This is a genomic window from Paenibacillus oleatilyticus (assembly GCF_018998565.1).
GTDB classification, from domain to species: domain Bacteria; phylum Bacillota; class Bacilli; order Paenibacillales; family NBRC-103111; genus Paenibacillus_G; species Paenibacillus_G oleatilyticus.
In genome coordinates this window covers 197,211-223,090 of sequence record NZ_JAHNZO010000003.1, presented here as the reverse complement: position 1 = coordinate 223,090, position 25,880 = coordinate 197,211, and the positions used below count along the sequence as shown (strand labels likewise).

The following is a 25,880-nucleotide window of genomic DNA, read 5'->3' as shown; positions in this document are numbered from 1 at the left end:
CGTTTCATATTTTTAGATTAATTCGATATTAAACGCCCTTGATGCTCGCCAGCGGTTTGCATTTGGCGACGACGGATGCTAGCCCGGCTCCGACCACGCTGTCGATGATCTGATCGACGTCCTTGTACGCCTGCGGCGATTCGTCGATGATCGACTCCAGCATGCGCTGGTTGACGACGATTTCGTCCGCCGTTCCGACGCGCAGCGACGATTCGAACTGATCGACGGTCACAAGCCGCTTCGTCGCGCTGCGCGAGCGAATCCGGCCGGCGCCGTGGCAGATCGAGTAATAGTTGCGCTCCCCGCCGGGCTGACCGACCATCAAATACGACGAGGTGCCCATGGACCCGGGGATCAAGGCCGGGTGGCCGGTTGCCATATACGGCTCCGGATTGTCCGGATGCTGCGCCGGCAGCGCCCGCGTCGCCCCTTTGCGGTGCACGAATAAAGGCGTGCCGCCATGCGTTTCTTCCCAAGCGTAGTTGTGCATCAGATCGTACAGCGTCGTCATTTCGAACTTCGAGCCGCAGACGTCCCGGAACGCTTCCCGGATGGCGTAAGCGATCAGGTGCCGGTTTGTGACGGCATAATTCAGCGCGGAATACATCAGATGGATGTAAGCCTCGGCCGCCTCGCTGTCCAGCGGGGCAAAAATCAGCCGCGGATCGGCCGTCCCCGTCCCTGTGCGGCGCATCCATTTGCCGATTTCCGAGCCGCCGTACTGGCTGACTGCACCGCCCCAAGCCCTCGAGCCGGAGTGGATCATGACGATGATCTGACCGTCGCGCAGTCCCCATTTTTCGGCAATGGCGCGGTTGTCCTCGTGAATCTCAATCGCCTGGATTTCGGCAAAATGGTTCCCGCTCCCGAGCGTCCCAAGCTGCCGGTGGGACCGGTGCCAGTACATCTCGGGCAGGCGATCCAAGTGCGACTCGTCAAAAGCAAACTTGCTGTGCTCCACATGCGTGAGCGACGTGGCTTTTTTCGGCGTGTAGCCGTCCGGGATGTACTTTTTGGGGAGGCCGTGCAGCCCTTTGCGCAGCACGTGCTCCAGCCGGATGTCCGAGAAGTGCCCGCGGGCATGCTCTTCGGCCGGAAGCAGCTTTTCGATCGTCTTGACCAGCTTGCGCCGCAGCTTCACCTCCTGCAGATCGTCCCGGTGCAGGTTCGTCAGGTGAACGCGCATCCCGCAGCCGATATCGCTGCCGACAATCGACGGGGAGACGTAGCCGTTCTCGGCTTCCCACACCGCCGTCGTGCCGATGCACGTGCCGACGCCCACATGCACGTCCGGCGTATAGCTCATGTAGAGCCGGTTCGGAATTTGCAGATTGTTATTGGCCATGTCGAACACTTTGTAATCCAGCGCTTCGAACAGCCCGTCTCCAGCGAAAACGTGCAGATCGCCCGCCGGCATTTGCACCTTGCGGTAGTATTTTTCGTTTGGTTGATCGTTGTAAGTAAACATAAATGCCGTCAAACTTCCTTCCTGTTTCTCGGATTGCCGTAAAAATGAATGCAAAAAGACCGTAAGCCATAAGCCTACGGTCGTCATGTCACGCGTCTATGCGTACGATGGCATGGAGCAGCTCGCAGCTCACTGCGCCGCTCTTCATGCCGTTTGTATCGATGCAAACGAAAGACCCTAGCGGAACGTACATGGAACGAACGTGCCGGGGGTTGCTCTCGCTTACGTCGGGCCCGTAGAGGCCGATGGAACGAATTCCGGTATGCGATTGTCGCTCAAACGGTCGGACAACAAAACACCATGGCGGATCATGTGGATCGGCCTCCTTTCTCCATTCAAGATACGGTTATCATAAACGCGGGAGGGAAACTTTGTCAACCGTTAAATAAAAACTATTTATTAGTTATATTTATTTTTTCTATTGCACTGGCAGATGGGACAGGGGTGTTTACGGTAACATGAGGGAGCTTTTGCGGCTGTTTGGAGCTGTTTGCTCCCGTTACCCGCTCTTCAACCTATGGTGAAAGTGGATTAAAACCCGCCTCTCCCATTCGTCTCAGCGATAGAGGAACGCTGATGCGTTAAGAAGGTCGGGAGAGCCGCCCCCTACAATTTAAAGGAACTCACATTCGCTATTCGTGTCGAATTTTATCACCGCTGCTTGTTTTGGCGGATATAACGCATCGCAGTTCCTTTATGCTGCTGGCTCCAGCAAATTCCGCCAAATAAGGCATCCACGTTCCTCTATTGCGGCGAGCCGCTAGAGTAGCACGCATCTTGTGCCAACGCAGAAAAAAGCGCTCCTGCAACGGATAACCGTTGCAAAAGCGCGTCCCCAGTACGGATCGTATACGGGCAGTAGCTTGTTCTCCTCCGATCATAGATCGTATACGGGCAGTAGCTTGTTCTCCCCCGATCATCCATCGTATACGGGCGGCAGCTGCTCCCACCGATTATCTATCGGATACAGGCAGCGCCTGACTTGACCTGCCGCCATGAAGCCCGCTTCGCACGGGCCGCCGCATGAGATACGGGTACAGTAAAATCAAGCCGCCGACATACAGCAGGAAAGCGAAATAGGCGGGAAGTAGATGTACGAAATCGGTGTAGCCGATTTGAAAATGCACGCTGAGGCCCGCCAGAAAGCCGGGAAAGCCGCCCAGCAGCAGCGTCCACCAGACCCAGCGCTGGCCTTGGCCGATGCCCCACAAAGCGATGATCAGCACCGCGAGGGCGTTCGAGAACAGAGCGCCGCCGAAGCCCGCCCGGTCGTGCGCGATCAGCGGAATCAAGCGCTCGTTGATGTCCGCGAGCATCTCCGCCGAAGCGCATAAATAAGCAAGGTCCGTCGGGACGAAGACGAAGGTGATTCCGACGCCTGCGATCACGATGCCGCCGACGGCAAGCGCGAAGCCGAGCGTGACGAACAGAAGCTGGCCCCATTGGGCGCGCCGCCAGATTCGATCGTTCGCCACATTCGGCGGATCGTACGAAGGGCGGTCCGTCCGCGCCCGCATGGACAGAATGAACATCGGCAGCAGCACCGCCGCCGCCAGCGCATGCAGCGGGTCGAAATACCCGTACCCGAGGTACAGGAAAAAGCTGCTAAAGCCGACCAGGCCGGAGGTCATCAAGGCCGTTTTCGTCCAATGCAGCCCTTTTCTCAGCCCGTGCCGGGCCAATTGGTAATATAAGATGCCGATGGAGATCATCGTTCCCGCCAGCGTTACCCGGTCGTGCGACATAAAGCCGAGCAGCCAGCGGTTCGCCTGTCCGAGCCTCGTCTGATCCATGCCGAGATACAGCACATCGTACGGCAGCATGACCGTCGTCGCCGCGATCATCCAGGCCAAAATGCCGCCGATAACCATGCCGATGCCGAGCAGACACATCCAGCCCCAATCCCGCCAAAAGGACGCTTCCGACGGACTTTCCGCTTCCCGCACCTTCTCGTAGATCAGCGCCTCGTTGATCCGCTTCGGCAGCCCCGGCCCCGAGTAGATGAGCCCGCTGTGAAGCTGCACGCAATTTGCCCCCGCTTCGACCGCCAGCAGCGCGTCCCGAGGCTCGTGAATGCCCCCGGCCAAAATAATCGTCAGCTCCGGCCCGGCAAGCTGCCGAAGCTGCCTCACCCGTTCCACGCCCGGCGCAAGGGCCTCCCGCCCGATGACGGAGCCCTCGGGCGTCCGCACGGCATCGCCCACGACGACGCCCTCCCATGCCGCCGCGTCAAGCAGCGCTTGCAGCCGTTCCGCCGGATCATCCGGCGCCACGTACAGCAACAGCGGCTTCCCCGGGGCCGCCTCCCGGGACGCTGCCCGGACCGCGTTCAGATACGCGGCCGTCGCTTCCAGCGGCCAGCCTGTATCGACGCTGTCGATGTAGAACGCGGCGGCCCAAGGGGCGAGCCGCTCCATCATCAGCCGCAGCTCCGCCTGCGCCTGTTCCGGCGAGACGCCCGGCATCGGCCGCAGCCGGAACATCAGCGGCAGCCGGTGCCCCTGCTTGCGCTGCATGCGCCGGACGAGCTTTTCCAGCCCTTCGTTTGCGCCGACGTTCGGATAGAGCAGCGCTTCGCCGGACACCTCTCTCCGAATCGGGCGGTCATCCGTTACTTTCCGGACCGTCACCGGGCCGATCTCGATAAAGCCGAACCCGAATTGAGCCAGCGCCCGATGCGCCGTGCCGTGAACGTCCAGTCCGCCGCTGAGACCGACGGGATATTTCAGGCGCAGCCCCCCGCACGCTTCGCTTTCCAGAATCGGATGCGACTCCATATGCCCGAGCGTCTTGATGACCAGCGTCCCCCCGGGCAATCTGCTAAGCAGGCCCATGGCTCCCAGCGTGAAATCCCTCGCCGTCTCGGCGGGGAGCCCAAACAACAGCGGGCGAAACAACGTCTGATACGACCAATCCGGCATGCTCTCACTCCCGTACTCCGTCATCCATATGCTGCCATTGTATCATGCGCCGGGGTTGTTTTGTCCATAGCGGGACTTGATCGTCAAACATTGGGCTTAATTGCTGTCAGCCGCGCCCCTCTCCCGCCGACAAACGCTGCCGGAACTCGGTCGGCGTCTGCATGAATTTTTTGCGAAACACCTGCGTAAAATGCCGCATGTCCTGGTAGCCGATCCGCTCAGCCACGTCGGCGAGCCTAAGCTGCGGGTCCCGCAGCAGCTCTTTGGCCCGTTCCATCCGCAGGTGGATCACATATTCCTTATACCCCTGTCCGGTCTTTTGCTTGAAGAGCTGGCTGAAATAGACCGGATTCAAATACACGACGGACGCTACCTTCTCCAAGGACAGGTCGCTGTGGAAATGCATGCGGATATACTGCAGCGCCACCTCGACGGGGCTGTCTCCGCAGGGCTCGCGCTCGGATGCAGCCGCCGGCGCCACCGTCCGGGACCGCAGCCGCCTGACCTGTTCCGGCACCGACCGGATATCCGTCACCGGTCCGCTGTGAACGATCTGGAACGGCACCTTCACATAGCGCTTCAAATGGGTATGAAGCTCCTCATGGAACGCTTCGATCACCGTGCCCGGACGCAGCGCCGCAAGCCCGAGCAGATGATGGCTGTCGAGACTGGCGGCGAATCCGTCGCCCCGCATCTCGATTAGCTCGGAAAGCACGTTGTCGACGATAAAATGCTCCAGATGCGCTTTTCCCGGACTGCCCAGCGCAACCAGGACCAGATGAAATTCGGAGTAGCTCCGTTCGAGAGCCGACATGTCGAAGCGGCCGATATCGAGTCCCGCCGCCCAACGCTGGAATACGGCCTCGCGCAAATATTTCAGGTTTTGCTTCAAAAGCTGGCTTTCCGCCGAAACGGCATGCTCTTGGCGCAGTTCTTCCCGCAGCGTATGAATCAGCTCGACCAGCCGTTCTTTGCCGATCGGCTTCAGCAGGTAATCCCGGGCTCCGAGCCGGACCGCTTCCTGCGCATACGCAAATTCCGAGTGCGCGGAGATGACGACCCATTTCACCTGCGGGTGCCTGCGCCGGGTAAGGCGCATCAATTCCAGTCCGGTCATTCCCGGCATCAAAATATCCGTCAGCACGACGTCGATCCGGCGGGAGGCGAGCGTTTCTACCGCTTCCTCAGGCGAGGCGGCCAAATGCACCTCCGCGTCCGGAAACGCGCCCCGCACCGTGCGTTTGACCCCTTCCCGAATCACCTTTTCGTCATCCACAATGAGCAGCTTCATGCTTCCGTTCCCCCTTCCCCGGGCAGCGGCATCGAGATCGTCACCGTCGTTCCGGTCCCCGGCGAGCTATCGATTTGCAGCCCGTACGCTTCTCCGAACATCAGCCCCAGCCGACGGTGCACGTTCTGCAGACCGATCCCGCCGCGCCGCGCTTCCCCGGCCTCCACCGCCGCAGCCTCTTCTCCCGCCGGCACGGCATTCGTTCCGAGCGAACGCCGCAGCCGTTCGAGCACGTGCGGCTCCATGCCGCCTCCGTTATCTTCCACATACAACCGAAGCTGACGGTCGTCCGCCTTCGCGTATACGCGCAGCACGCCGGGGCGGTCCAGCCGCTCAAGCCCGTGCTTGACCGCATTCTCGATTACCGGCTGCAGCGTCATCTTCGGCAGCCTGATGTGCTCCCACGCGGGATCGACGTCCATTTCGACGGAGACTCTCCCTTCGAGCCGCGCTTCGATGATCGTCAGATAGTCCCGGATCTGCTCCAGCTCGTCGCGCAGCCGAACCTCGGAGGAGCCTTCCCAATGGCTGCTGTAGCGAAACATATGTGAAAGCGATAACACAACTTTGCCGAGCCGTTCGTTCCCTTTTTCGTCGAGCATCCAATAAATCATATCGAGCGTGTTATACAGAAAATGCGGGTTCACCTGCGATTGCAGCGCCAGCAGCTGGGCATTTTTTTCGCTGATGGACACCGCTTTGACTCTTTCGATCAATTCGTCCATCCGGTTGACCATTTGGTTGAAGGACGCTACCAGAATGTTGATTTCTTCATACGATTTGACGTGCAGCAGGCCGCGGAAATTGCCGCGCTCCACCTGCCTCATCTGCTGAATGAGCCGCTTGAGCGGAGACGAAATCGTCCGCGATACGAACGTTGCCAGCGCCGTCGAGACGACGACGAGCACGGAGATGACCAGCAGCAAAAAGCGCTTCATCTGATCCTGCTCCACGTTCAGATCGGCATCCGGCGTCGAGCTGACGACCTGCCAATCCGCCATGGACGGCTTGGAGGCGACGATCAGACGCCCCGCCTGCGGATCGACCCGGACCTCGCCGTCGCCGAGCGCATCGCTCCAATAGTCCGCGACGGAAAGCTCCTTCGGCGTCTGTACGGACACGGCCATCACCTGCTTCGCCTTCGACAGGATATAGACCTCGCTCCGCGGGCTCAAGCTCAGGTTCGCAAGCCCCGACAAAATCGGCTTCGGGTCCGTCTCGATGAGCACGATACCGATCGGCCGGTGCTCGTGCAGATCGTAGAGCGGCCGCCCGAAGGCGAACACCGGCCTTTTCTCTGCCTGATCGATGATCGAATGCTCCTTGACGCCAAGCCATACCATTTCACCGGACGATTCGCGTATGCTGCGGTACCACGAGGAGTTTGCGAAGCCGGGGTCAATGACGCTCATCGAGTTGCCGTAGCTGTAGATCGCACCCGAATTCGCCACGACATGAATGCCGATCGTATCTTCCCGCGAGTAATAGATCGCCCCGATCAGATTCGTGATCGTCCGTTCGTTGATCATGCGCAGCGCGGAATCCTGCGTCGGCGGCGCCTGCAGCAGCCGCTGCAAATCCGGGTTGCCGTTCAGCGATTTGGTCAGGCTGTCGTACCCTTTGAGCAGCAGGTCGAACAAGTCCATCGTTTGCGAAAAATTTTTTTGCGCGATCTCCCCGATCTTCTGGTGCAGTTGATCCGTTGTCCGCTTGTAATACAGCGCGCTGACGATAAGCAGCAGCCCGAGCATGCAAAACAGGAACAGCAGAAACAGACGGGTATGAATGGAATGAAGACCTCGCTTCAATCGGAAACTCCCCTTTCCGTATCCTTACTGTTCCTATCATATCACGCGAGATTGGAGGGCGAATATGGGGTCTATCCTCCGCCTGCGTTCGCTTTCTACCCCTTCACCGCCCCGGCCACCATGCCTTTCGTAATCCGTTCCGACAGCGCAAAATAAATGATGATCACCGGCAGCGCCCCAAGCACAAGCAGCGCCCCGATTGCGCCGTAATTGACCGAATATTGGCCGATGAAGCTGTTGACCCCGAACGGCAGCGTCTTAAGCTTCTCCGACGAAATGAACGTCGCCGCCAAAATGTACTCGTTCCAGATCGAGATAAAGGTTAGGATGCACACCGTCATGATCGGCGGGACCGAGACCGGCATAATGATGCTGCGGAACGTCCGATACACGCTAGCCCCGTCCATGATAGCGGATTCTTCGATTTCATACGGGATCGATTTCATGAACCCGCTCAAAACGAACACCGCAATCGGAGTCGAGAACGTAATGTAGGGCAAGATTAAAGCCAAATGCGTATTGAGAATGCCGATGTTTTTGAAAATGATCATGAGCGGCAGCAGCGTCGCTTGAAGCGGAATCATGATGCCGATCAGAAACACCGTCATGACCAACGTGCCGTAGCGCCAGCGAAACCGCGTGATCGCATAAGCGACCATGGAGCTTAGCACGATGACCAATGCCACCGTCACCGAGGTAACGAGCAGGCTGTTGAACAAATATTGCAGGTAATGCCCTCCCTCGTAGGCATCCTTGTAGTTCTGCCACCGCAGCTCGCGAGGCAAGGAAAAGAAGCTGCCGTCCAATATTTCTTCGTTCGTTTTGAACGAATACAGCACCAGCCAGACGAGCGGATACAATTGCGTGACGAACAGGACGGACAGGAACGGCAGCACCGCCGCCTTTTTCCATTTGAACGTCCTGCTCCGCAGGCGTACGGAAGTCCGCTGCACAGCCGCATTCGGGGATGAATTTATCGACATCGGAGCGTCCCTCCTGTCCTTAAGATAGCTTGCTCTCGATCCGCCGGAATACCGCATTCAGCAGCAGCGTGGCGGCCAGACATTCGATGACCAGAAATACCGCCATTGCGCTGCCATACCCGTACCGCATCGACAGGAATGACATGTTGTACATGTGGGTGGACGTCACGTCCGTCGCATGGGCCGGACCGCCTCCGGTCATGACCATGATCATGTCGAACGCTTGCAGCGAGCCGATGATGGCGAGGACCAGCGAAATTTTAAAAATCGGGATAACCATCGGGAACGTAATGTAGCGGTCCGCCGTAAAGCCCTCCGCTCCGTCGATCCGCGCCGCTTCGTAGATTTCGGACGGAATGTTCTGGATGCCCGTGAACTGGATCAGCACATGGTAGCCGAGATACTGCCACAGCGCGACGAAATACAGCGCGATCATCGCCGTATTCGGATCGGTCAGCCACGGCTTCGTCCACGAATCCAAGCCGACCATCATCAGCAGCTGGTTCAGCATACCTCCGAGCGAAGCGGGGTTGTAAACCGTTTTCCATAGCTGCCCTACGACGACAACGGATAAAATGACCGGTAGAAAATAGCTGGAGACGAGAAAATTAGGCTTGCGCACATAACGGCTGATCAGGATGGCGACGAACAGCGCGATCGGAATCTCGGCCATGGAAAATAAAGCGAACATCAGCGTCCGGCCTACGGACGGCCAAAACACCGCATCCTTCGTAAACAGCTCCTTGAAATTGTCCAGCCCGATAAACCGCGCTTCGCCGATGCCGTTCCAATCCAGCATGGCGCTGTAGAACGACACAAGGATCGGCACGAACACCAGACCGATATAGAGCAGCAGGCAGGGAAGTACGAAGACGGCGATCGTCCGCGGGGAAACCTTCATGGCATGCACGGCTCAAGGGCACCTCCTTTGGCGAAATGTGACTGGTAGAGTGGAGCATGAGATGATCGAAGCGGAACTTTTTGGTTTCGTTTTTACGTTTGGGCAAGGGAACGCGCGCCTCTCCGGCGCGCGCTGCGGCAATCCCCTTGCATTCCGAATCTGGTGGTCGTACCGTCGTTACTTGTTGTTCGTTTCGAAGGCGGTCTGATGCTCCTTGGCGACATCCTTCGGATCTTTTTTCTGGACGAACAAATTCTGGATGCTGGTCAGATGCGCCTGCGCCGTTCCCGGGTTCATCGTATTATCGAAGGCAAGATCACCACCCTGTATGTTTTTGAACAGCTCAAGGATATCCATGGCAAGCTGCGAATAGCCGGCCGCCTTGAAGTCGCCTTCCACCTTCTGCCCAATCCCGACGGCGTTCTTCATCTCGAAGGATACCTTCGGGAAGTTGATCATGAAATAATTGAGGAATTCCTTCGTTTCCTTCAGATGCTTGCTCGTTGCCGATACGGCGAAGGCGCTGCCGGGAGCGATCATGTACTGATCCGGGTTACCCTTGCCCCCCACGGTCGGGAACTTGAAGACGCCGATTTTGCCTTTGACCGACGAATCGTCGATCGCGCCGGTGGCCCAGGTTCCCATGATATACATCGCGCTTTTGCCCGTCTTGAACAGGTTCTCCCCCGCATTGTAGTCAAACGAGGTCGCTCCTTCCTGGAACGCGCCTGCCTGGACCAGGTCCTGGAATTTGCTTGCCGCATCGGTAAATGCCGGGTCGCCGAACGTCTTCTTTTTGTCCAGCACGTCCTTCAGGAAGCCGGGACCGTTATTCGTGCGAAGCAGCATGTTCATGAACAGGAACGACCCGGTCCAGCTGTCCTTTTCCCCGATGGCGACCGGCGTAATGCCTTTGGCTTTCAGCTTCTTGACGACTTCGATCATTTCTTCGAACGTCTTCGGCACTTCGACGCCCGCCTGGCTGAACAGCTCTTTGTTATAGAAGACGACCGCAATATTGTTGCCGTCCGGAAGCGCATACACGTTATTGTTGAACGAATAGTAGTCGAGGATGCCTTTTTGGAACGTATCCTTCAGCCCGTTCTGGTCGAGCATATCGTTCAGCGGCGCGAGCAGGCCCGCATCGACGAACGGCTTCATCTGGGCGGCGGGGTTCACAATCGTGATGTCCGGCACTTCCTTGGCTGCGGCTTGCGTTTTGAGCTTCAGCTTTTGCTGGTCGGTATTGAGGGAATCCAGCTCGATCTTAATATTCGGATGCGCTGCGGTGTAATCGGCGATGATTTTCTTCATAATTTTATGATTCGGCGCGGTCGGGTCCGGATAAATGTTCTGGAAGGTGATCGTCACCGCACCCGGCTTGTCCTTCTCCTTCGCCGCCTCTCCGCTTGACGCCGTGCCGCCGCTGCCTGCCGCCGGTTTATTCGCATCCGTTCCGCATGCGGCCAGACTTACGGCCAGCGACCCGGCCAAGGCGACCTGCGCCCACTTCATCGCTTTTGCCATCGTTCGTTTCCCCCTCTGGTTTAATAAGCTCATTATGGCGGATACGCTCCGATCGAACAATGCATGAACTTCAGGAATGAGGTTTGATTTTTTCAGGTGGTCGGGGGGCGGGGCCGAGGCGGGAGAAGCAAAGATGTGGTAGGACGCGGGCGACTGCGGGTTACGAGTGACGGGGACTGGATGCAGGTAGGCGGGATATGGGTGAGACAGAGGTGGGATGCGGGCGGTAAGCGAAATATGTTTTGGGATTCGGTACTCGGTGCAGCGCTGTAAGGCGGGTGGTCGGACCCCATGCAGAGACGCAGGTGAAACGGAGCGCCATTCCTAAAATAGAGGAACATTCGTTCCTCTAAGCTATTCAATTTAGCCGATCTGCGATAATTAGCGGAACTGTAGTGTAGCTATCGAGCCGAAATTCGCAGCAACGAAAGTTTTTCGACAAGGATAAAGCATCCTGCTTCCTCTATGTGCCGATAGCGTGCCAAAACCTCGAATTAGCGCATCAGAGTTCCTTTAGTTATACCGCCCGCCGCCGAAAACGAACGTTGTTACCTAGCCCTTTGGCTCCGCCTTTCCGCGGAATGCCAAACTTCGCTGCTGCAACTGCAAGAATCCCCCGGCGAAAAATGAAAAAGCGGCCGGGCGAGAACATCCTCTGCCCGACCGCTACCCTCAACTGTCGTACAATCTACTTCTTGGCATCCTTCCCCGCCCTCGCGGCGAGCTCCTGCAAATTCCGTCCTTGCAGCGCGCCTTCGATCAGCTCGGGGAGCAGATCCGGCGTGCAGCCGAAGCACGGGATGCCGAGCTGCGCAAGCGTCTTGGCGACCTGCTCGTCATACGACGGAACGCCGCCGTCCGAAAGGGCCAGCAAGCAAAGCGCTTGCACACCTGCCGCCCGCATTTCCCCCATCCGGCGGATCAACGCGGAGCGGTTTCCGCCCTCGTACAGGTCGGAGATCAAAATAAACAGCGTCTTCTTCGGCTCGGTGATGAATTGCTCGCAATAGGCGACCGACTTGTTGATGTCCGTCCCGCCTCCGAGCTGAATGCCGAACAGCATATCGACGGGATCATCCGCACACTGCTCCGTCAAATCGACGACCTCCGTATCGAACACGACGACACGGGTGTCGAGCGCCGGCAAGCTGGCGAAGATCGAGCCGACCACGGAAGCGTAAATGACGGAGTCGGCCATCGATCCGCTCTGGTCGATATCCAAAATAACCGTCCATTCTTTGCTTCGGCGCGCGCGGTCGAAGAAATAGAACCGCTCCGGGATCAGCCGTTTCGTTTCCGTATCGTAGTGCTTCAGATTGGCACGGATGGTCTTTTTCCAATCCATCCCGGACAAGGACGGAAGCGGCGAATGCTTCCTGCGGTTCAAAGCGCCGGTGACGGCCTGACGGATATCGTGTTCCAGCTTCTTGGCGATTTCCTCCACCACGGCTTTGACGAGCTGCCGGGCCGTGTCCTTCGTCTTCTCGGGAATTTTGCCGCGCAGCGCCATGAGCGTCGCGACCATGCGGATATCCGGCTTCACCTGCGCCAGCGTTTCCGGCTCGAAGAGCAGCTGCGTCAGCCCTTTGCGCTCGATCGCGTCGGCTTGAATGACCGAGACGATGTCCGAAGGGAAAAAGGTTCGGATATCGGCGAGCCACTTCGCCACCTTGGGCGAAGAGGGACCCCGCCCCGCAGAGCGCGACCCCGGGGAGGCATCGGCTTCCAGTCCTGTCCCCCCGGTGCCGTCGTAGATGGCCGCCAGCGCTTCGTCCAAAATTTTCGTCTCGTCATCAAGCAAGCCGTCTCCTTGCGAGTACTCTGCGAGCTTTTCTTCGGACGCGTCTCCGAGAATCAGTCTCCATCGTTGCAACGCTTTATTTTGATCCGTCATGGTCTACAAATCTCCGAAATCAAAATCGTTAAGTTCATCCAGCTTCCCTCTTTCGTCTTCGCTTAGCGGCTCCTGCAGCTGCTCCGCAGCCCCCTGCCCGTCGAGGCCCCACAGCACGCCCAACGTTTCCGCAATCGACGCTTTCTCCCTCGGCTCGAACGAGCCGAATGCCCTGCGCAAAAAGACCAGCGAACGCAGGAACGCCTCGTCCTCCAAGGACGCGATATATTCGTCGAGCTGCTGCCACAGCCCCGAGCGCGATAGCAGCGCATAGCGGTTTCGCATCGACACGCCTTCGAACCAGCCCGCGCCCAGCTCCGCCGGAATTCCCGGCGACAGCCGCCGCGATACTTCCTGCGCGCACTGGTCGGGGGAGATCAAATTCCGCTCCAGCAATATGGCAAAAGCAAACCCGGACAGCTTCGCGTTCCGGTCGTCCCGGGAAGCCAGCGCCCACAGCTCGGCAAGCCACCGCTCGTCGTCCACCTCTTCCAGGTGCTCCTGCGAGATGCGGTGCATCTCGTTCATGCCGGTGATCATGGCGCCTGCCGCCTCATCGCTGCATACGGCTGCGTCCACGAGGAGCAGCGTCCCCCGCAAAAACAACTGCTGCAGCAGCGGCACGAACGACGAGGTATCCACCTTGCGAATGTCCCCGTAGCGGATCAATACCGACAACTCGTTGGCAGCAGCGGCGATCTGCGCGAAATCTCCGGCATCGACAGCCAGCCGCTGCAGCGTGAGCCTCGCTTCTTCCATCGCCTCGGGGAGTCCGCACTGGCAGGCCAGACGGATAATCCGGGAAGCCTCCGCGAGATCCGCGCAGCCTTCGAGCCGCTCGTGCAGCACAAACGCGGCGGCAAGCTCCACCGTTTCCCCTTTGAGCGTCGATTCCACCGCTTGAATCTCCGCCTCGGGGCTCCACTGGAGCACCCAGTGCTCCGCCCAGGTCGCCGTGTCCTGCCGAACCTGCTGCTGCCGCGCAAAATCGATGCCGAGCAGGGCAAGCCGGTGTAGAAAGACGGACCGGTGCAAATCGAGAAACGCCGCCTCTTCGCTCTTGACCCGCCGGTTCTCACGCAAATCCAGCTCCAGATCGGCAGCCACGGCGGATTTATACTTTTCCAGCTTCAGACGCTTCAGATGCCGGTTCAGATCGTCTTGAATCGGCGTCTGGCTGACCCCTTCGGGCAACGCGCCGATCGCCGTGCCGATATCCGCGCGGGCCAGCGCCTCGGCCACCGAAGCCAGGTCCCCGAACCCGAGGGAGACGACGGCCGCATCCCGCAAATCCCCCCAGGTCGGCATGCTGCCCCCGCGCAGCGAGGCGAGCGATTCGGCCAGCCGTACCCCCTCGATGACGGAGGCGGTGGAACGATGCGTCCCGCTCTCCCTCAAGGACGTGGCCACTTGCGACAAGTAAAGCGACGGCAGCCTCGATGCGTCCTGCCGGTTCAAGCAATCCCAAAGCCGCTCGAAATAAGCCGGGGCCTGATTGCCCGCGCCATAGCCGGATTGAACGGACAGCTTGTAGTACGAATAAGGCATCAGCGTCAGCTTGGTGGACGAACGAGGCAGCGTGCGGAGCTCCTCGTCCGACATCGCAGGCAGCGCCAAGTCCATCGCCGAAACGTGATGCGCCCCGGTCACGACCACGATGCGGTCTGACGGTCCGGAGGCATCCAGCGCTTGCCGGATCTGCCGTCGCATGTAAGCTTCACGCACCGCGTTGTAGGACGCTTCCCGCGGGTCATGCGCCCGTTCTTCCCGCTCCAGCAGTTCGCGCATTTCCGCGGAGAACCGTTCGATCGCGTGACGATACGCTTCCTTGCTCGGGCTATGCTCGAAATACCGCTCCCAGTAGCTATCGTAATCCGTCTCCCCGGCCAGTTCGGCAACCTGCTCGTACAGCTCGTTCTGCCGCCGGTAAAAGGCTCTCCGTTCGGCCAGCGCATCCTGTCGGCCCGTTTGACCGCCCTCGCCATCGAAGTGATCCGCGCGCGCATCCTCCGGGTCCGCTTCCTCCAGACCCGCGCTAGCACGTCTTGCCGCTTGCAGCGTCACCGCCGCATCGGAAGGAAGATCGATGAACTCGGCGCGGACCCCGTTTTCCGCCGCCCATAGAAACGCCTGGTATTCGGGGGAATACGAAGCCAAAGGGAATACCAGCGTACGGACCGGAAGCTGATCGGTATAAGCAAGAATCGCAACGGGCGGAACGACGCCGCGGGAAGCGATCTGCCCGATCAAATCCCCCGCGTCCGAAGGCCCTTCCACCAGCACGACCTGCGGCCGGATTTCGTCCAGAAACGCTCGCAGATGATAAGCGCCCGCCGGCGACAAATGGCGGATGCCGAACACATGGACTCTCCCGTCACCACTGCTCAATCGTTCATCTCCCGGCATGCGTTGTACAGACTCCGCCATTCCGATCCCCGCTTTTTCATCACATTTTCCAAGTATTCTTTCCAGGCAATACGGTCCTTCTCCTCATCCTTCACAATCGCGCCTTGCAGAGCGGCAGCCAAATCCTCCTCTTGGATTCGTCCGCTTCCGAAGCTGGCGGCCAGCGCCATGCTGTTCGTCAAAAGCGAGATCGCTTCCGCCGTCGAGATGACGCCGCTCGGCGATTTCAGCTTCTCCTTGCTGTCGAGCGTTACCCCGGCGCGCAGCTCCCGGAAAATAGTAACGATCTTGCGCACCGCCTCTTCCTCCGGCAATGCCGCCTGCAGCTCGTAGTTGGCGGCAATTTCGCCGACGCGTTTGCGCACGATCTCGACTTCCGTTTCCAGACCGGATGGCGACGGCAGTACGAGAATGTTGAACCGGCGCTTGAGCGCGGCGGACATTTCGTTGACGCCCCGGTCCCGCGTGTTCGCCGTTGCGATGATCGAGAAGCCTCTGGCCGCCGATACTTCGCGTCCCAGCTCGGGGATGGAGATCGTTTTTTCCGACAAAATGGAAATCAGCGCATCCTGCACCTCGGAGGCGCAGCGGGAAATTTCTTCAAAACGGGCAATGCCGCCGCCCTCCATCGCCCGATAAATCGGGCTCTTGATCAGCGCTTCGTCCGACGGGCCGTGCGCCAGCAGCATCGCATAGTTCCACGAATACCGGACATGCTCCTCGCTCGTTCCGGCCGTTCCCTGAATTACCTTAGACGAGTCGCCGTGAATCGCGGCCGTCAAGTTCTCGGACAGCCACGATTTTGCCGTTCCCGGCTCCCCGATCAGCAGCAACGCCCGGTCCGTCAGCAGCGTCGCGACGGCAATCTCCACCAGCCGCGTGTTGCCGATATATTTAGGCGTGATGTTCACGCCCCCCGCCTGGCCCCCGGTAATAAACGTAAGCACGGAGCGCGGCGACAGCTGCCAGCCCGCCGGCTTCGGGTCTTGATCCGCTTCCTTCAACGCTTCCAATTCCTGGGCGTACAGCCGCTCCGCAGGCAGCCTCAATACATTTTGCTTTTGATCCATTCGATCCATCCCGCTCCTTTACCCATTTCCGCTTCATCGCTCGTTTTCGTTTTAAGCCGCTCTGCCACTTCAAGCACCTGCTGCTTCACGCTTTCGTAGGACAGCAGGTCCGCGAACTTCTCCAGCCTTTCGGCATAGCTGCCGGGAAGCAGCGACATCAACGTCAATTTGTCCCGGTCCAAATAATAAAACTGTCTGCCTCCCGAGGCTTCGAGCGCCTGCATCAGCAGCTCCGAGGTTTCTTCATGCCCAATCTTGAACAAGGCAAAGAACAGCGAAATCGTTCTCGGCTTCATCTGTTGCGGCGCCACCTGCACCTTTTTCAGCAAGTAGTCGGCGACTTTCGTGTCCCGCTCCTGAACGAACCGGCATACCAGCTCTTCTTCGTTGATGTCCACGAACAAATGCACCCAGCGGGGGTCCCACGAAATCGCGGACGACTCCTCCGCCTCGCGATACACGGTCAGAGCCAGCCGCTCGGTCAACTCGTACAGCGTGCGCAGCAGCTCTTTGGCCTGGGCCTGCTGCTTGTTCCGAACCAAAGGGGCGAACTGGTCATAAACCTCCTCCGGAGACAAGCAGCGAAGCGCCGCTTGAAAGCTGTACGAAATGTGCTTTCCGCCCCACTGCCGGTACAGCGATTCCACAAACCGGTAGCCTTCCGGCCGCTGCATGTCAAGCAGAAGCTCTGCCGCATATTCCTGCACGGTCAACGTTTCCTTGACCATAAAAGCAGGCGAAGACAGCAGCTTTTCCAAAAAGACGCGGACCGTCTCGTCGTTCTTTCCTTTCAGGCATTGCACCGCCGCCGACAGCTGTTCCACGGCTTCCGTCTTCACGGCGCTGCCGTCAAAAGCATTCAGCCACGCTTCCGCTTGGTCCAGTATCCGCTGGGTCAACGCAGGATGAAGAGAAGCTTGGATCGGTTCCACCGCAAGCTCGCGGTCCTTGCCCGTCAGCGCTTCGAACAACCGGTCGGCCGCCCGCCCGGTCCCCAGTCTGGATAAAGCTGACAAAGCGGCCCGCCGTACTTCTTTTCTCCTCTCATACGACTGCTCCAGCACGACGTCTTCCAGCTCGGGGTAGTCCCCGAGAATGTCCACGGCCGCGATGCGGACTTCGGCCGCGCCTTCGCCGGCCGCCCGCAGGATCAGCTCGGCATTCACCGGACCCTGCAGATGATGGATCAAATACAGCTTGCGCGCGTCTCCTTTGCCTCCCTGAAGGTTCAACTGCCGATGTAGTATCGGTACGACCGCCGGTCCGATCGACGGAACAACTTTATCGTACATAAACTCAGCAATTTCCGCATACCCGTCTTCCAAAGCGGCGACCGCAGGCATATGCGTCCGGAAATCTTGAAACAACGAGTCTTCGTACCCTTGGCGGATCACTTCCAAGCGGCCGGGCCCGCGTTCCGTTAACGCATCGATGAGAGACCTCATTTTCCGGTACGGGATAGCTGTTACGCCGCGCGTATCCGTCACTTGAACCTCTTCCAGCGTCCCCTGCGCCTCGGTCCGTCCTTGGGTATACAGAATGGAGTGCAGCAGGGTGCCAAGCTCCAGCAGTTTGGCGGAGGCCTGCTCGGGCTTTGCTTCCGTGACGAGCTGTACGCTATCGGCCAGCCGGTTGAACACCGGCGCGTTCTCTCCGAGCTTGCGCAGCTGAGGCAGCAGCCGGGTTAGCCGCAGGTCGCCCGCGGCGACGGAACTGCCGGCGATAAACAACCGGCGCACTTCTTGATGCAGATCGGTAAGCACCTGTAAGCTCATGGATTCTCTCCTTGTTTTAGTAAATAAATCTGACGATTTCGCTTGACGTCACGAGAGCGAGCGGCTGAGCCAGCAGCCTTCCATCGGCAAAATCATGCTCGAACATGACCAGCATGGCTTGGTCCTGCATATCGCCGTGCTTGAGCAGCGGCAGCAGCTGCGTGCTCGACTGGCCCAGCGCGGGAATATCGCCGAGAACGATCCGTTTGCCCTGCTCGTCCTCCAGCACGTAGTCCTCCCCGATCCGGCCAAGTTTGGCGTAGTGAAGCAGCATCACCGGATGTTTATCGGACAGCGGGTTTTTCAATTGATTTTTGACCGTCTTGACCGCCTCAACATATGAACGCCGGGCATGGCTTCGGATCGTCCCGTAGTCCTCCGGCTTCATATCGCGGACCGTCATGTCCTCCCAGCGCGCTCGCGGATTCAAGTCTCCCGGGTAAACGAGCAGCTCCTTCGCGGCCACGACCGAGAAGAACGAATCCTCTTCCTTCAGATGCTTCGCCGCCCGGAACGGTCTGTAGCTGCGCACCGCAAAAATGTCGCCACTCTGCAGCTCCATCCAAAAGCCCTCATCGACGTACTCGCCTCTCGCCTCATCGGTATACGAACGGAACGTGAGTTGCGCCAACTCTGCCTGATGCCGGGCTAATCCGTGCTCGCGCAGCTCGGCCAGCTGCCAGGCATGCCCAAGCCGTTCTTCCAAGCCGCTTTCCGTATCCGGCGGAAGCTCAGGATTTCGCTGTCTTTCCGTTAAATAGTCCCGGCTTTTCTTAATCAAAGACTGCAACACCGTTAAGCGGTCCATCGCTTCCGTGTACACGCGCTCACGGTCTTCGGACGTACGCAATATAAAGAGCAGCTCGCGAAACGCCGCCTGAACGCCGGGAATATAGTAGTTTCCAAGCTGCTTCGCTTGGTCTTCCATCATCTTGGCCGTTTTCGCATCGAGACCTGCCAGCCCGTTCTGCACGATCTGTTGAACCAGCTTTTCCAATAAACCGATGCCTTCGAGCTGGGCGGCCCGTTTCTTGGCCAAGGCCGATTTGTTCGGCTTTCGCTTGACGGCCGTTTCTTCTCCGGCGGCAGCCGTTTCCTTCTTCTTCTCTTCCCGTTTCTCCGCCTTGTCCCGTTTGTCCGCGATGTCCTGAGGAACCGCATCCACTTGGAATTCTTTACCGAGAACGTAGGCGTACATCAAGCCTAAAATATGCTTGCATGGAAATTGCCGGCTCGGGCAGCTGCAGCGAAATACGGGGCTGTCCGGCTTGACGAAATCGACGGAGCACCGGTATGGCTCTTTGCCGCTTCCTTTGCATTCCCCGAAAATAAGCGTGTCGTCCTCTGACCGGCACAGCTTCGGGAAGCTGTTTTTCTTGACGAGATCCCTGCCGTTCTTGATCGCGGCGGCATTTAATGCAACGGAATCCACATAAGCTTCTGTCATCGTAGCTATCATCGCATGCTCCTTGGTAAAAATAAGGTGATCTTAGCCTTTTTCCACGTGCAGGAGCCTTTTTCCTTTTTTTAAATGGTAAAAAAATAACATTCCTTCTCCGATGACGATGGCCGGCAGGCAAAAAAGACCAAGCCCGCTCCAAACGGACTTGGTCGATCTTCAGTTGCTAGATAAACGAGATGGCTTTGAGCAGCCGGTACAGCATGGTCGCCGCCTCGGCCCGGGAAGCCGAATCGGACGGCCGGAAGCGGCCTTGGTCGTCGCCCTCGATAATTCCGGCTTTGACCGCCTGACGTACCGCGCCGTCGGCCCATCCGGAAATGTTGGCGGAATCGTGGAACGATTCGCTGTCGCTGCGGATGTCCGCGGGCTTGGCCCCGACGTACTTGATCGCACGCGTCGTCATGGCCGCCAGTTCTTCCCGGGTGACGGTTTGATTCGGACGGAAGGTGCCGTCTTCGTACCCGTCAATCAGCTTCACTCTATGTGCGGCGCCGACCGCTGCGGCGAACCAATCGCCATCTTTTACATCGCCGAACGGCGCCTTCTCTTGCGAGACGTTAAGCCCCAGCGAGCGAACCAGCAGAGCGGCCCATTCCGCCCGGGTAACGCGGCCCTCCGGCTCGTACGCGTCAGCTTTTCGCCCCTGCACGATCAGCTTGGACGCCAGCGATTCGATTGTCGCTTTCGCCCAATGTCCCTGCAGATCGCCGAACGAAACGGAGCGGTCGAGCACCGTATACACGCTGAAGCCTTGTCGTTTCAGCTTGGCAACGGGCTTTCCGTCCCAGGTTTCAAACACGGTCGGAACAAACCGGTATTCGCGCGCTTCGGGGTCCCACCATACGCCGGTGGCGGTCGCCGCATTCGCTTGTCCGTTTAACGGGAGCGTGCGGACGATATAGCTGGTGAAGACGTTTTGCTTCACTTCGTTGCCCTTGTTGTCCGTGATGCGAACGTAGAAATCGGCCGGCGCTGCGAGCTCCTTGCCGCCCATGCGGCGAAGCGCCTCGCCGAGCTGCTCGCGCTCTTGAGCATCGGGCGTGCGGATTCCGACGTTAACGTGGAAATCGTCGGCCGGCAGTCCGAGCAGCTTCGCCAGCGTCTGCGGGTCGATCTGCGCCAGTGGCAGCTCAATCAACCCGCCGGCCGTCTGGAACAAGATCGACAGCTCCGGATTCATCGCCAGCAGCTTCGCAATGGTAGCCGATGGCAGCTCCACGTAAGCAGAGGAATCGGAAGCCGTAACCCGGACAAAACCGGTTCGGATGTCGTCCTGAGATACGTTAATGGTTTCTTTCGAGCCGTTGCTTAGTCTGAGATTTACCGTAATCCCCCCGGGGGTCGGCATTGGAGCCGGACCGGTTCCGGTGGACGGAGACGAACCGCTGTCACTATCACCGCCGCTGCCGCCGTCGCTCCGAGCGCTCACGCGGATAACCGCGGTCGCCGAGCGTCCGCCGTAAGTCGCGGTCAGGACCGTCGTTCCCGGCTGCAGCGCGGTCACGAGTCCTTCCTCGTTGATCCGGGCAATCCCCTCGGTTTGGAATGTGTAGACAGCCCCGCGGCCGATTGGCGTCGTGCTCTTATCCGAGAAATCCGCTATGAGTACGCTCGGAACGGTTTGGCCCGTTTTCAGCTCGTACGTATCCGGCGTAAAGCGGATGCCGGTAAGGGTAACCTCAAGGTTGACGACAATCGTCGCCTGAACCGTATCCTCGCCGTACGTTGCGCTCACCACGGTTGTTCCTGCCTTTTTGCCAGTAACCACTCCGTGCAGATCGACTTCCGCGATAGCGGCGTCCTTGACGGAGTAAATCACTCCGTTCGACAGGACGATTCGTCCGCCTCCGTACGTTGCGCTGACGACCGTATTGGCCTGCTCTCCGACCTTCAGGCTGTAAGAAGGACGGTCGAAGGCGAGGCCCGTGATGCTTTTGTTGACGAGGATGGACGTTTCGGCCTTGATACCGCCATACGTGGCCGCCAGTACGGTGCTTCCGCTTTTTATCCCGGTGAGCTGACCGGATGAGTTGACCACGGCCACAGACGTATCCTTGATCGTATACACAACGCCGGCAGTTAATCTGACAACCTTGCTGTCCGAGTAAGTGGCCTTCACAACGGTATCCCGGGTTTCCCCTGTCAAAACCGCATACTCCGATGCCTCAAAAGCGATTCCCAGCAAAACCGGAGGATGGATTTTCAGCGTCAGAACCTTGGATACGGCTATGCCGTTGCCATCCTTCACTTGAATCGTCACCGTGTAGACAGCGGATTCCTTCGGCGTTCCGTCTATCGTTCCCCGGGAAGCATTCAGTGTCAGACCGTCCGGCAGACGGCCGTCTTCGACACTCCAGCGGTAGGTGCCGCTGCCGCCCGCCGCACTTAAGGTTCCGCCTGCGTAGGTCAAGCCTACGGTGCCTTCCGGCAGAGGCGCCGCCGTGAAGGTCAGCTCCGGATTCACTTGGATGCTAAGGTCCTTCACGACGGTGACTCCGTTGCTGTCCTTCACTTGAATCTGAAACTCATAAGCTCCTGCCGCCGTCGGCTTCCCTTGAACGAAAGCTTTCTTCGGATCGAGCGGGTCAACGGCAAACGTCAGGCCCGCAGGCAGTGTACCGCTGACTGACCACGTGTAGGTCCCGCTGCCGCCGGCTGCGGAAAACTCTTGGTTGGCATAAGCTATGCCAACCGTTCCTTCGGGCAGCTCCGGCGTTTGGACCGTTAATGCCGCGCGGATTAGCAGTGTGACAGCCTTTGTCGCCTTCACACCATTGCCATCCGCAACCTGGACCGTGAAGCTGTACGTACCGTCCGCCGCCGGCGTCCCGCCGAGCGCAGCCGTCGCCGGATCGAACATCATGCCTGCCGGAAGCGAGCCGCTTGCGACCGACCACGTGTACGTCCCGTTCCCGCCGCTTGCGCTGAGCGTCTGCTGCAGGTAGGCGGTGCCCACGGTGCCTTCCGGCAGAACCGGCGCATGAATGACAAGCTGCGGATGAATCTGAAGCGTCAGCGCTCTTGACGCCGTCATCGAGTTGCCGTCCGTCACAAGAACCACGAAAGAGAATGTCCCTTCGCTCGCGGGCGTGCCGCTCAAGGTCCCGTCCGCCGCAAGCGTCAGTCCGCCTGGCACCGTACCGGCGGCAATACTCCAAGCGTAGACGCCGTTGCCGCCCGCTGCCGCAAGCGAGGCCGTATAAGCCGCTCCGACAGCTCCATGCGGTACGCTGGTTGTGGACACCTCAAGCACCGGGTTCACCTGAATCGTGAGCTCCTTCGTCGCCGTTACGCCGTTGCCGTCCGTAAGCTGTACGGTAAAGCTATGGCTGTTCGCCATCGTGGGTGTGCCGCTGAGCTTCGCCGTCGCGGCATCGAACGTTACACCCGCGGGCAGAGCACCGCCGGTCACGGCCCACACATACATCCCATCACCGCCTGTCGCCGTCAGCGCTTGCGAATAGGCGACGCCAACCGTCCCTTGCGGCAAGCTCGAAGTGGCGATTTGCGGCTTCGGATGAATAGCAGTCGCATCGCTGGCCGAATTATTGCCCGTATGGATCTCGCCGCCGCCGGAAACGACTGCTGAGTTCGTTACACCCGCAGGTGCATCTTGGTCTACCGATACCGTCACGGTGAGCGGAGGATAGGCGTTCCCCCCTGCCAGCGCATCGGATCGGGTACAGCTTAACGTCCCGGAATCGCAGCTCCAGCCGTTGCCGCCAAGGCCCTTCAACGTGAGCCCGGCCGGCAGGGTGTCCGTTACGGTTACAGCAGAGCCGTCCGTTGTACCTTGTCCGCTATTTGTCACCGTTATCGTATATACGGCCGAGGCCTGCCCCTGCGTAAAGCTGCCCGTATGGGACTTCGCAATCGTCAAGTCGGCCACGGGAATGATCGTCGTCGGATCGCTTGCCGTATTATTGGCGTTATTGACGTCGCCGCCGCCCGAGACGTTAACCTTATTCGTAAGCAGCGCAGCCGCATTGGCCGCAACGTCCACCGTCAAAGTGATCGGCGGATAGCTGTCCCCGGAAGCAAGCGCGTCCGATCTGCTGCAGGTAACCATGCCCGCATCGCAAGCCCAGCCCACTCCCGCGAATCCCGTAACGGTCATCCCCACAGGCAGCGTGTCCGCCACCGTTACCGTACCGCTTGTCGTGCCCGTTCCGGCATTGCGGACGATGATCGTATACGCGGCCCCCGTTTGCCCTTGCTTGAAGTTCCCCGTATGGGATTTTTCAATCGTCAGATCGGGCAATTGAATAATATTCGTCGGATCGCTGGCCGTGTTATTCGCCGCATTTGCATCTCCGCCGCCCGAAACTTCGGCCGTGTTCGTGACGCTTGCAGGCGCGTTCGCCACCACATTCACCTTCAACGTAATGTCCGGATAGCTCGCTCCTGCCGCCAATGCGTCGGTTCGCGTGCAGACAAGCGTTCCCGTATCGCAAGTCCAGCCCGTTCCCCCCAGCTGGGCGGCCGTCAATCCGGCGGGCAGCGTATCTTTTACCGTTACGGTACCGCTTGTATCGCCGCCCCCGCCGTTTTCGACCGCAATCGTATAAACCGCCCCGGTCTGCCCCTGCGTAAAGTCGCCGGTGTGCGTCTTGCTGATGGAAAGATCCGGCGGGCCCGTAACCGTCAGCTTGAACGAAGTGCTTACACTGCGGGGCATTCCCGAAACCGAGCTGTTGGCGGTCACCTGAATGTCGGCTGTACCGCCGGCCGTCGGCGAAACGGTCAATGTGCGTGTGGCCCCGCTGCCTGTGATGACGACGTTTCCGTTCGGAACCACCGTTTGATTGGAGGAGCTGGCCGTCAGCCCGGAAAGCTTCGTTTCGTCCCACGGAAGGATCACATCATAGGTGCCATTCACGCCGATCGCGGCATCCGGCAGTCCTTCATAAGCGCCGATATCGACGGCGACGTTCTTTTTCCGCGGAAAGCCGCGCTGGTCGAACGCCGCTGCCAAAGCATTGCTTCCTTTGCCGATCGCGGGACTGCTTCCCTTCAAAGCGTTCGTTTCGCCTAGGCCGCCGTTGGCGCCCAAAGGAAGCACACCCGGGTCGGCAACACCCAGCAGATTTCCGTTCCCTTCTTGGATAAGCGCGTTGCCCCCCAGTCCGATCAGGTTGTAGCTGCTCGTGGCGTCGATTCCCGCAACGACGTTTTGACCGGTCCGCGCTTCCAGATCGCTCGCAGCGCTCCCTGCCTTGCTATTCCCGGCGGCAAGCGTGTTTTGCAGCTTCGGATTGCCATCCTGCACATACAGCCCGCCGCCCCCCTGATCGGCGTTATTGCTGAACAAAGTGGCGTGCGTCAGCGTAATGTTTCCTTTCGAAGCGACATACAAGCCGCCGCCTTTCCCCTTGGCCGTATTGCCGCTGATCGTCGTATTCGTTATCGAGGACGGTGCGCTGAGGTAAAGTCCACCACCGCCTGCCTGAGGATCGATCGTTCCGTTGGCTTGGTTGCGGGAGATGGTTGTCCCGTCAATCCGGATCTGCCCCCCTGCCGAAGCGGGAAAAACAGTCATTCCGCCCCCCAAGCCGTTCGAAGCGATATTTCCGTCGATAATGGAGCTTAGTACATCGATGTTCATGTCGCCCTCAAAATGCACGCCGCCTCCCCGTTCCACAGCGGTGTTTCCTTGAACGACCGTGTTTCGAAGAACGACCTTGCCTCCGGGCAGTCCGGCGATATTCATGCCGCCGCCCCAATGGCCGGGGGCTGATACGGAGTTGCCGGTGACGACGCAGTTCTCGATCGTTACCGTGCCTTGGCCGCCTGTGTAACCGAGAATTCCTCCGCCTCCGTACAGCTCGCCGGCCCCAAGCTGTCCGCCGCTGACCGTCAGCGCCTTCAACGAGATGCTATAGCCGGTATCCGAATCCGGATTCAGATTGAATACCCGATTCCCTGTCGCCGCCGTCTGCTTGATCACCGTGTCCGCTGGATTCCCGTTGGGGTCTCCTCCCGCTCCGATGATCGCCACGTTGCTTCGAATTGCCAATTCTCCCGAATTCAGCACGTAAGTCCCGGCCGGGATTTGGATCGTATTTGATCCGCCCGAGCCGTTGCTTTGATTCACCGCCGCCCGCAGCGAGCATTGGCCCGCTACCGAGCAGTTTCCCGGTATATCGGCTATCGTGTCCACGGTTATCGTAGCTGCGAAAGCCGAGGAAGCTGCAAACATGGACAAAAGCAACAATAAAACCGCCGCACCGCCAAAAACAGCAAGCGTCCGTACGAAGCCAGCAGTTTGCCTCGCTTCGGCATGATCAACCAAGGCGTTTATTCTCATTCATACCCTTCCTTCGTCTCGCCGATTCTCCCTTTTAACGACCAAATAACGTTCCGGATGCCGGCGT

General features: G+C 59.1%; 13 protein-coding genes. All 13 read right to left on the bottom strand.

What is annotated here, in order from left to right; genetic code table 11:
* Positions 1–28: 28 nt before the first annotated feature.
* Positions 29–1,468 carry an RtcB family protein gene (locus KQX66_RS05815; protein WP_216791091.1) on the bottom strand — a complete coding sequence of 480 codons (1,440 nt, stop codon included), beginning with the start codon at positions 1,466–1,468 and terminating at the stop codon, positions 29–31.
* 953 nt (positions 1,469–2,421) lie between these two features.
* The gene (locus KQX66_RS05810; RefSeq protein WP_216790840.1) at positions 2,422–4,389 is read right to left on the bottom strand and encodes a dihydroorotate dehydrogenase; all 1,968 of its coding nucleotides are present in this window, start codon (positions 4,387–4,389) and stop codon (positions 2,422–2,424) included.
* Positions 4,390–4,495: 106 nt separating this feature from the next.
* The gene (locus KQX66_RS05805) at positions 4,496–5,680 is read right to left on the bottom strand and encodes a response regulator (RefSeq protein WP_216790837.1); all 1,185 of its coding nucleotides are present in this window, start codon (positions 5,678–5,680) and stop codon (positions 4,496–4,498) included.
* The gene (locus tag KQX66_RS05800) at positions 5,677–7,488 is read right to left on the bottom strand and encodes a cache domain-containing sensor histidine kinase (RefSeq protein WP_216790833.1); all 1,812 of its coding nucleotides are present in this window, start codon (positions 7,486–7,488) and stop codon (positions 5,677–5,679) included. The genes KQX66_RS05805 and KQX66_RS05800 overlap by 4 nt, the downstream gene beginning before the upstream one ends.
* A 95-nt stretch (positions 7,489–7,583) precedes the next feature.
* On the bottom strand, positions 7,584–8,471 hold the full coding sequence (locus tag KQX66_RS05795; RefSeq protein WP_253956952.1) for a carbohydrate ABC transporter permease: 888 nt from the start codon (positions 8,469–8,471) through the stop codon (positions 7,584–7,586).
* A gap of 19 nt (positions 8,472–8,490) precedes the next feature.
* Entirely contained in the window at positions 8,491–9,372 is an 882-nt protein-coding gene (locus tag KQX66_RS05790) for a carbohydrate ABC transporter permease (protein WP_253956969.1), read from the bottom strand.
* A 177-nt stretch (positions 9,373–9,549) separates the two neighbouring features.
* Entirely contained in the window at positions 9,550–10,899 is a 1,350-nt protein-coding gene (locus KQX66_RS05785; protein WP_216790828.1) for a sugar ABC transporter substrate-binding protein, read from the bottom strand.
* A 688-nt stretch (positions 10,900–11,587) separates the two neighbouring features.
* A complete protein-coding gene (locus KQX66_RS05780) occupies positions 11,588–12,793 on the bottom strand; it encodes a VWA domain-containing protein (RefSeq protein WP_216790825.1) in 1,206 nt (401 codons plus the stop codon).
* Positions 12,794–12,796: 3 nt separating this feature from the next.
* Positions 12,797–15,199 (bottom strand): DUF5682 family protein, encoded by a 2,403-nt coding sequence (locus KQX66_RS05775; RefSeq protein WP_216791089.1) that lies wholly within the window; start codon positions 15,197–15,199, stop codon positions 12,797–12,799.
* The gene (locus KQX66_RS05770) at positions 15,178–16,269 is read right to left on the bottom strand and encodes an ATP-binding protein (protein WP_216790822.1); all 1,092 of its coding nucleotides are present in this window, start codon (positions 16,267–16,269) and stop codon (positions 15,178–15,180) included. Before KQX66_RS05770 ends, KQX66_RS05775 begins: the two co-directional genes overlap by 22 nt.
* Complete coding sequence (locus tag KQX66_RS05765; protein ID WP_216790820.1) at positions 16,245–18,044, bottom strand: HEAT repeat domain-containing protein; 1,800 nt, start codon at positions 18,042–18,044, stop codon at positions 16,245–16,247. The genes KQX66_RS05770 and KQX66_RS05765 overlap by 25 nt, the downstream gene beginning before the upstream one ends.
* Before the next feature lie 16 nt (positions 18,045–18,060).
* Positions 18,061–19,500, bottom strand: a complete 1,440-nt coding sequence (locus KQX66_RS05760; RefSeq protein ID WP_216791086.1) for an SWIM zinc finger family protein — start codon at positions 19,498–19,500, stop codon at positions 18,061–18,063.
* 169 nt (positions 19,501–19,669) lie between these two features.
* A complete protein-coding gene (locus tag KQX66_RS05755) occupies positions 19,670–25,813 on the bottom strand; it encodes a putative Ig domain-containing protein (protein ID WP_216790817.1) in 6,144 nt (2,047 codons plus the stop codon).
* Positions 25,814–25,880: the final 67 nt, after the last annotated feature.

Excerpts from the sequence above, each read along its gene's own strand:
- KQX66_RS05815 (WP_216791091.1), bottom strand. The coding sequence starts at position 1,468 with ATGTTTACTTACAACGATCAACCAAACGAAAAATACTACCGCAAGGTG.
- KQX66_RS05810 (WP_216790840.1), bottom strand. The coding sequence starts at position 4,389 with ATGCCGGATTGGTCGTATCAGACGTTGTTTCGCCCGCTGTTGTTTGGG.
- KQX66_RS05805 (WP_216790837.1), bottom strand. The coding sequence starts at position 5,680 with ATGAAGCTGCTCATTGTGGATGACGAAAAGGTGATTCGGGAAGGGGTC.
- KQX66_RS05795 (WP_253956952.1), bottom strand. The coding sequence starts at position 8,471 with ATGTCGATAAATTCATCCCCGAATGCGGCTGTGCAGCGGACTTCCGTA.
- KQX66_RS05790 (WP_253956969.1), bottom strand. The coding sequence starts at position 9,372 with ATGAAGGTTTCCCCGCGGACGATCGCCGTCTTCGTACTTCCCTGCCTG.
- KQX66_RS05785 (WP_216790828.1), bottom strand. The coding sequence starts at position 10,899 with ATGGCAAAAGCGATGAAGTGGGCGCAGGTCGCCTTGGCCGGGTCGCTG.
- KQX66_RS05780 (WP_216790825.1), bottom strand. The coding sequence starts at position 12,793 with ATGACGGATCAAAATAAAGCGTTGCAACGATGGAGACTGATTCTCGGA.
- KQX66_RS05775 (WP_216791089.1), bottom strand. The coding sequence starts at position 15,199 with ATGCCGGGAGATGAACGATTGAGCAGTGGTGACGGGAGAGTCCATGTG.
- KQX66_RS05770 (WP_216790822.1), bottom strand. The coding sequence starts at position 16,269 with ATGGATCAAAAGCAAAATGTATTGAGGCTGCCTGCGGAGCGGCTGTAC.
- KQX66_RS05765 (WP_216790820.1), bottom strand. The coding sequence starts at position 18,044 with ATGAGCTTACAGGTGCTTACCGATCTGCATCAAGAAGTGCGCCGGTTG.
- KQX66_RS05755 (WP_216790817.1), bottom strand. The coding sequence starts at position 25,813 with ATGAGAATAAACGCCTTGGTTGATCATGCCGAAGCGAGGCAAACTGCT.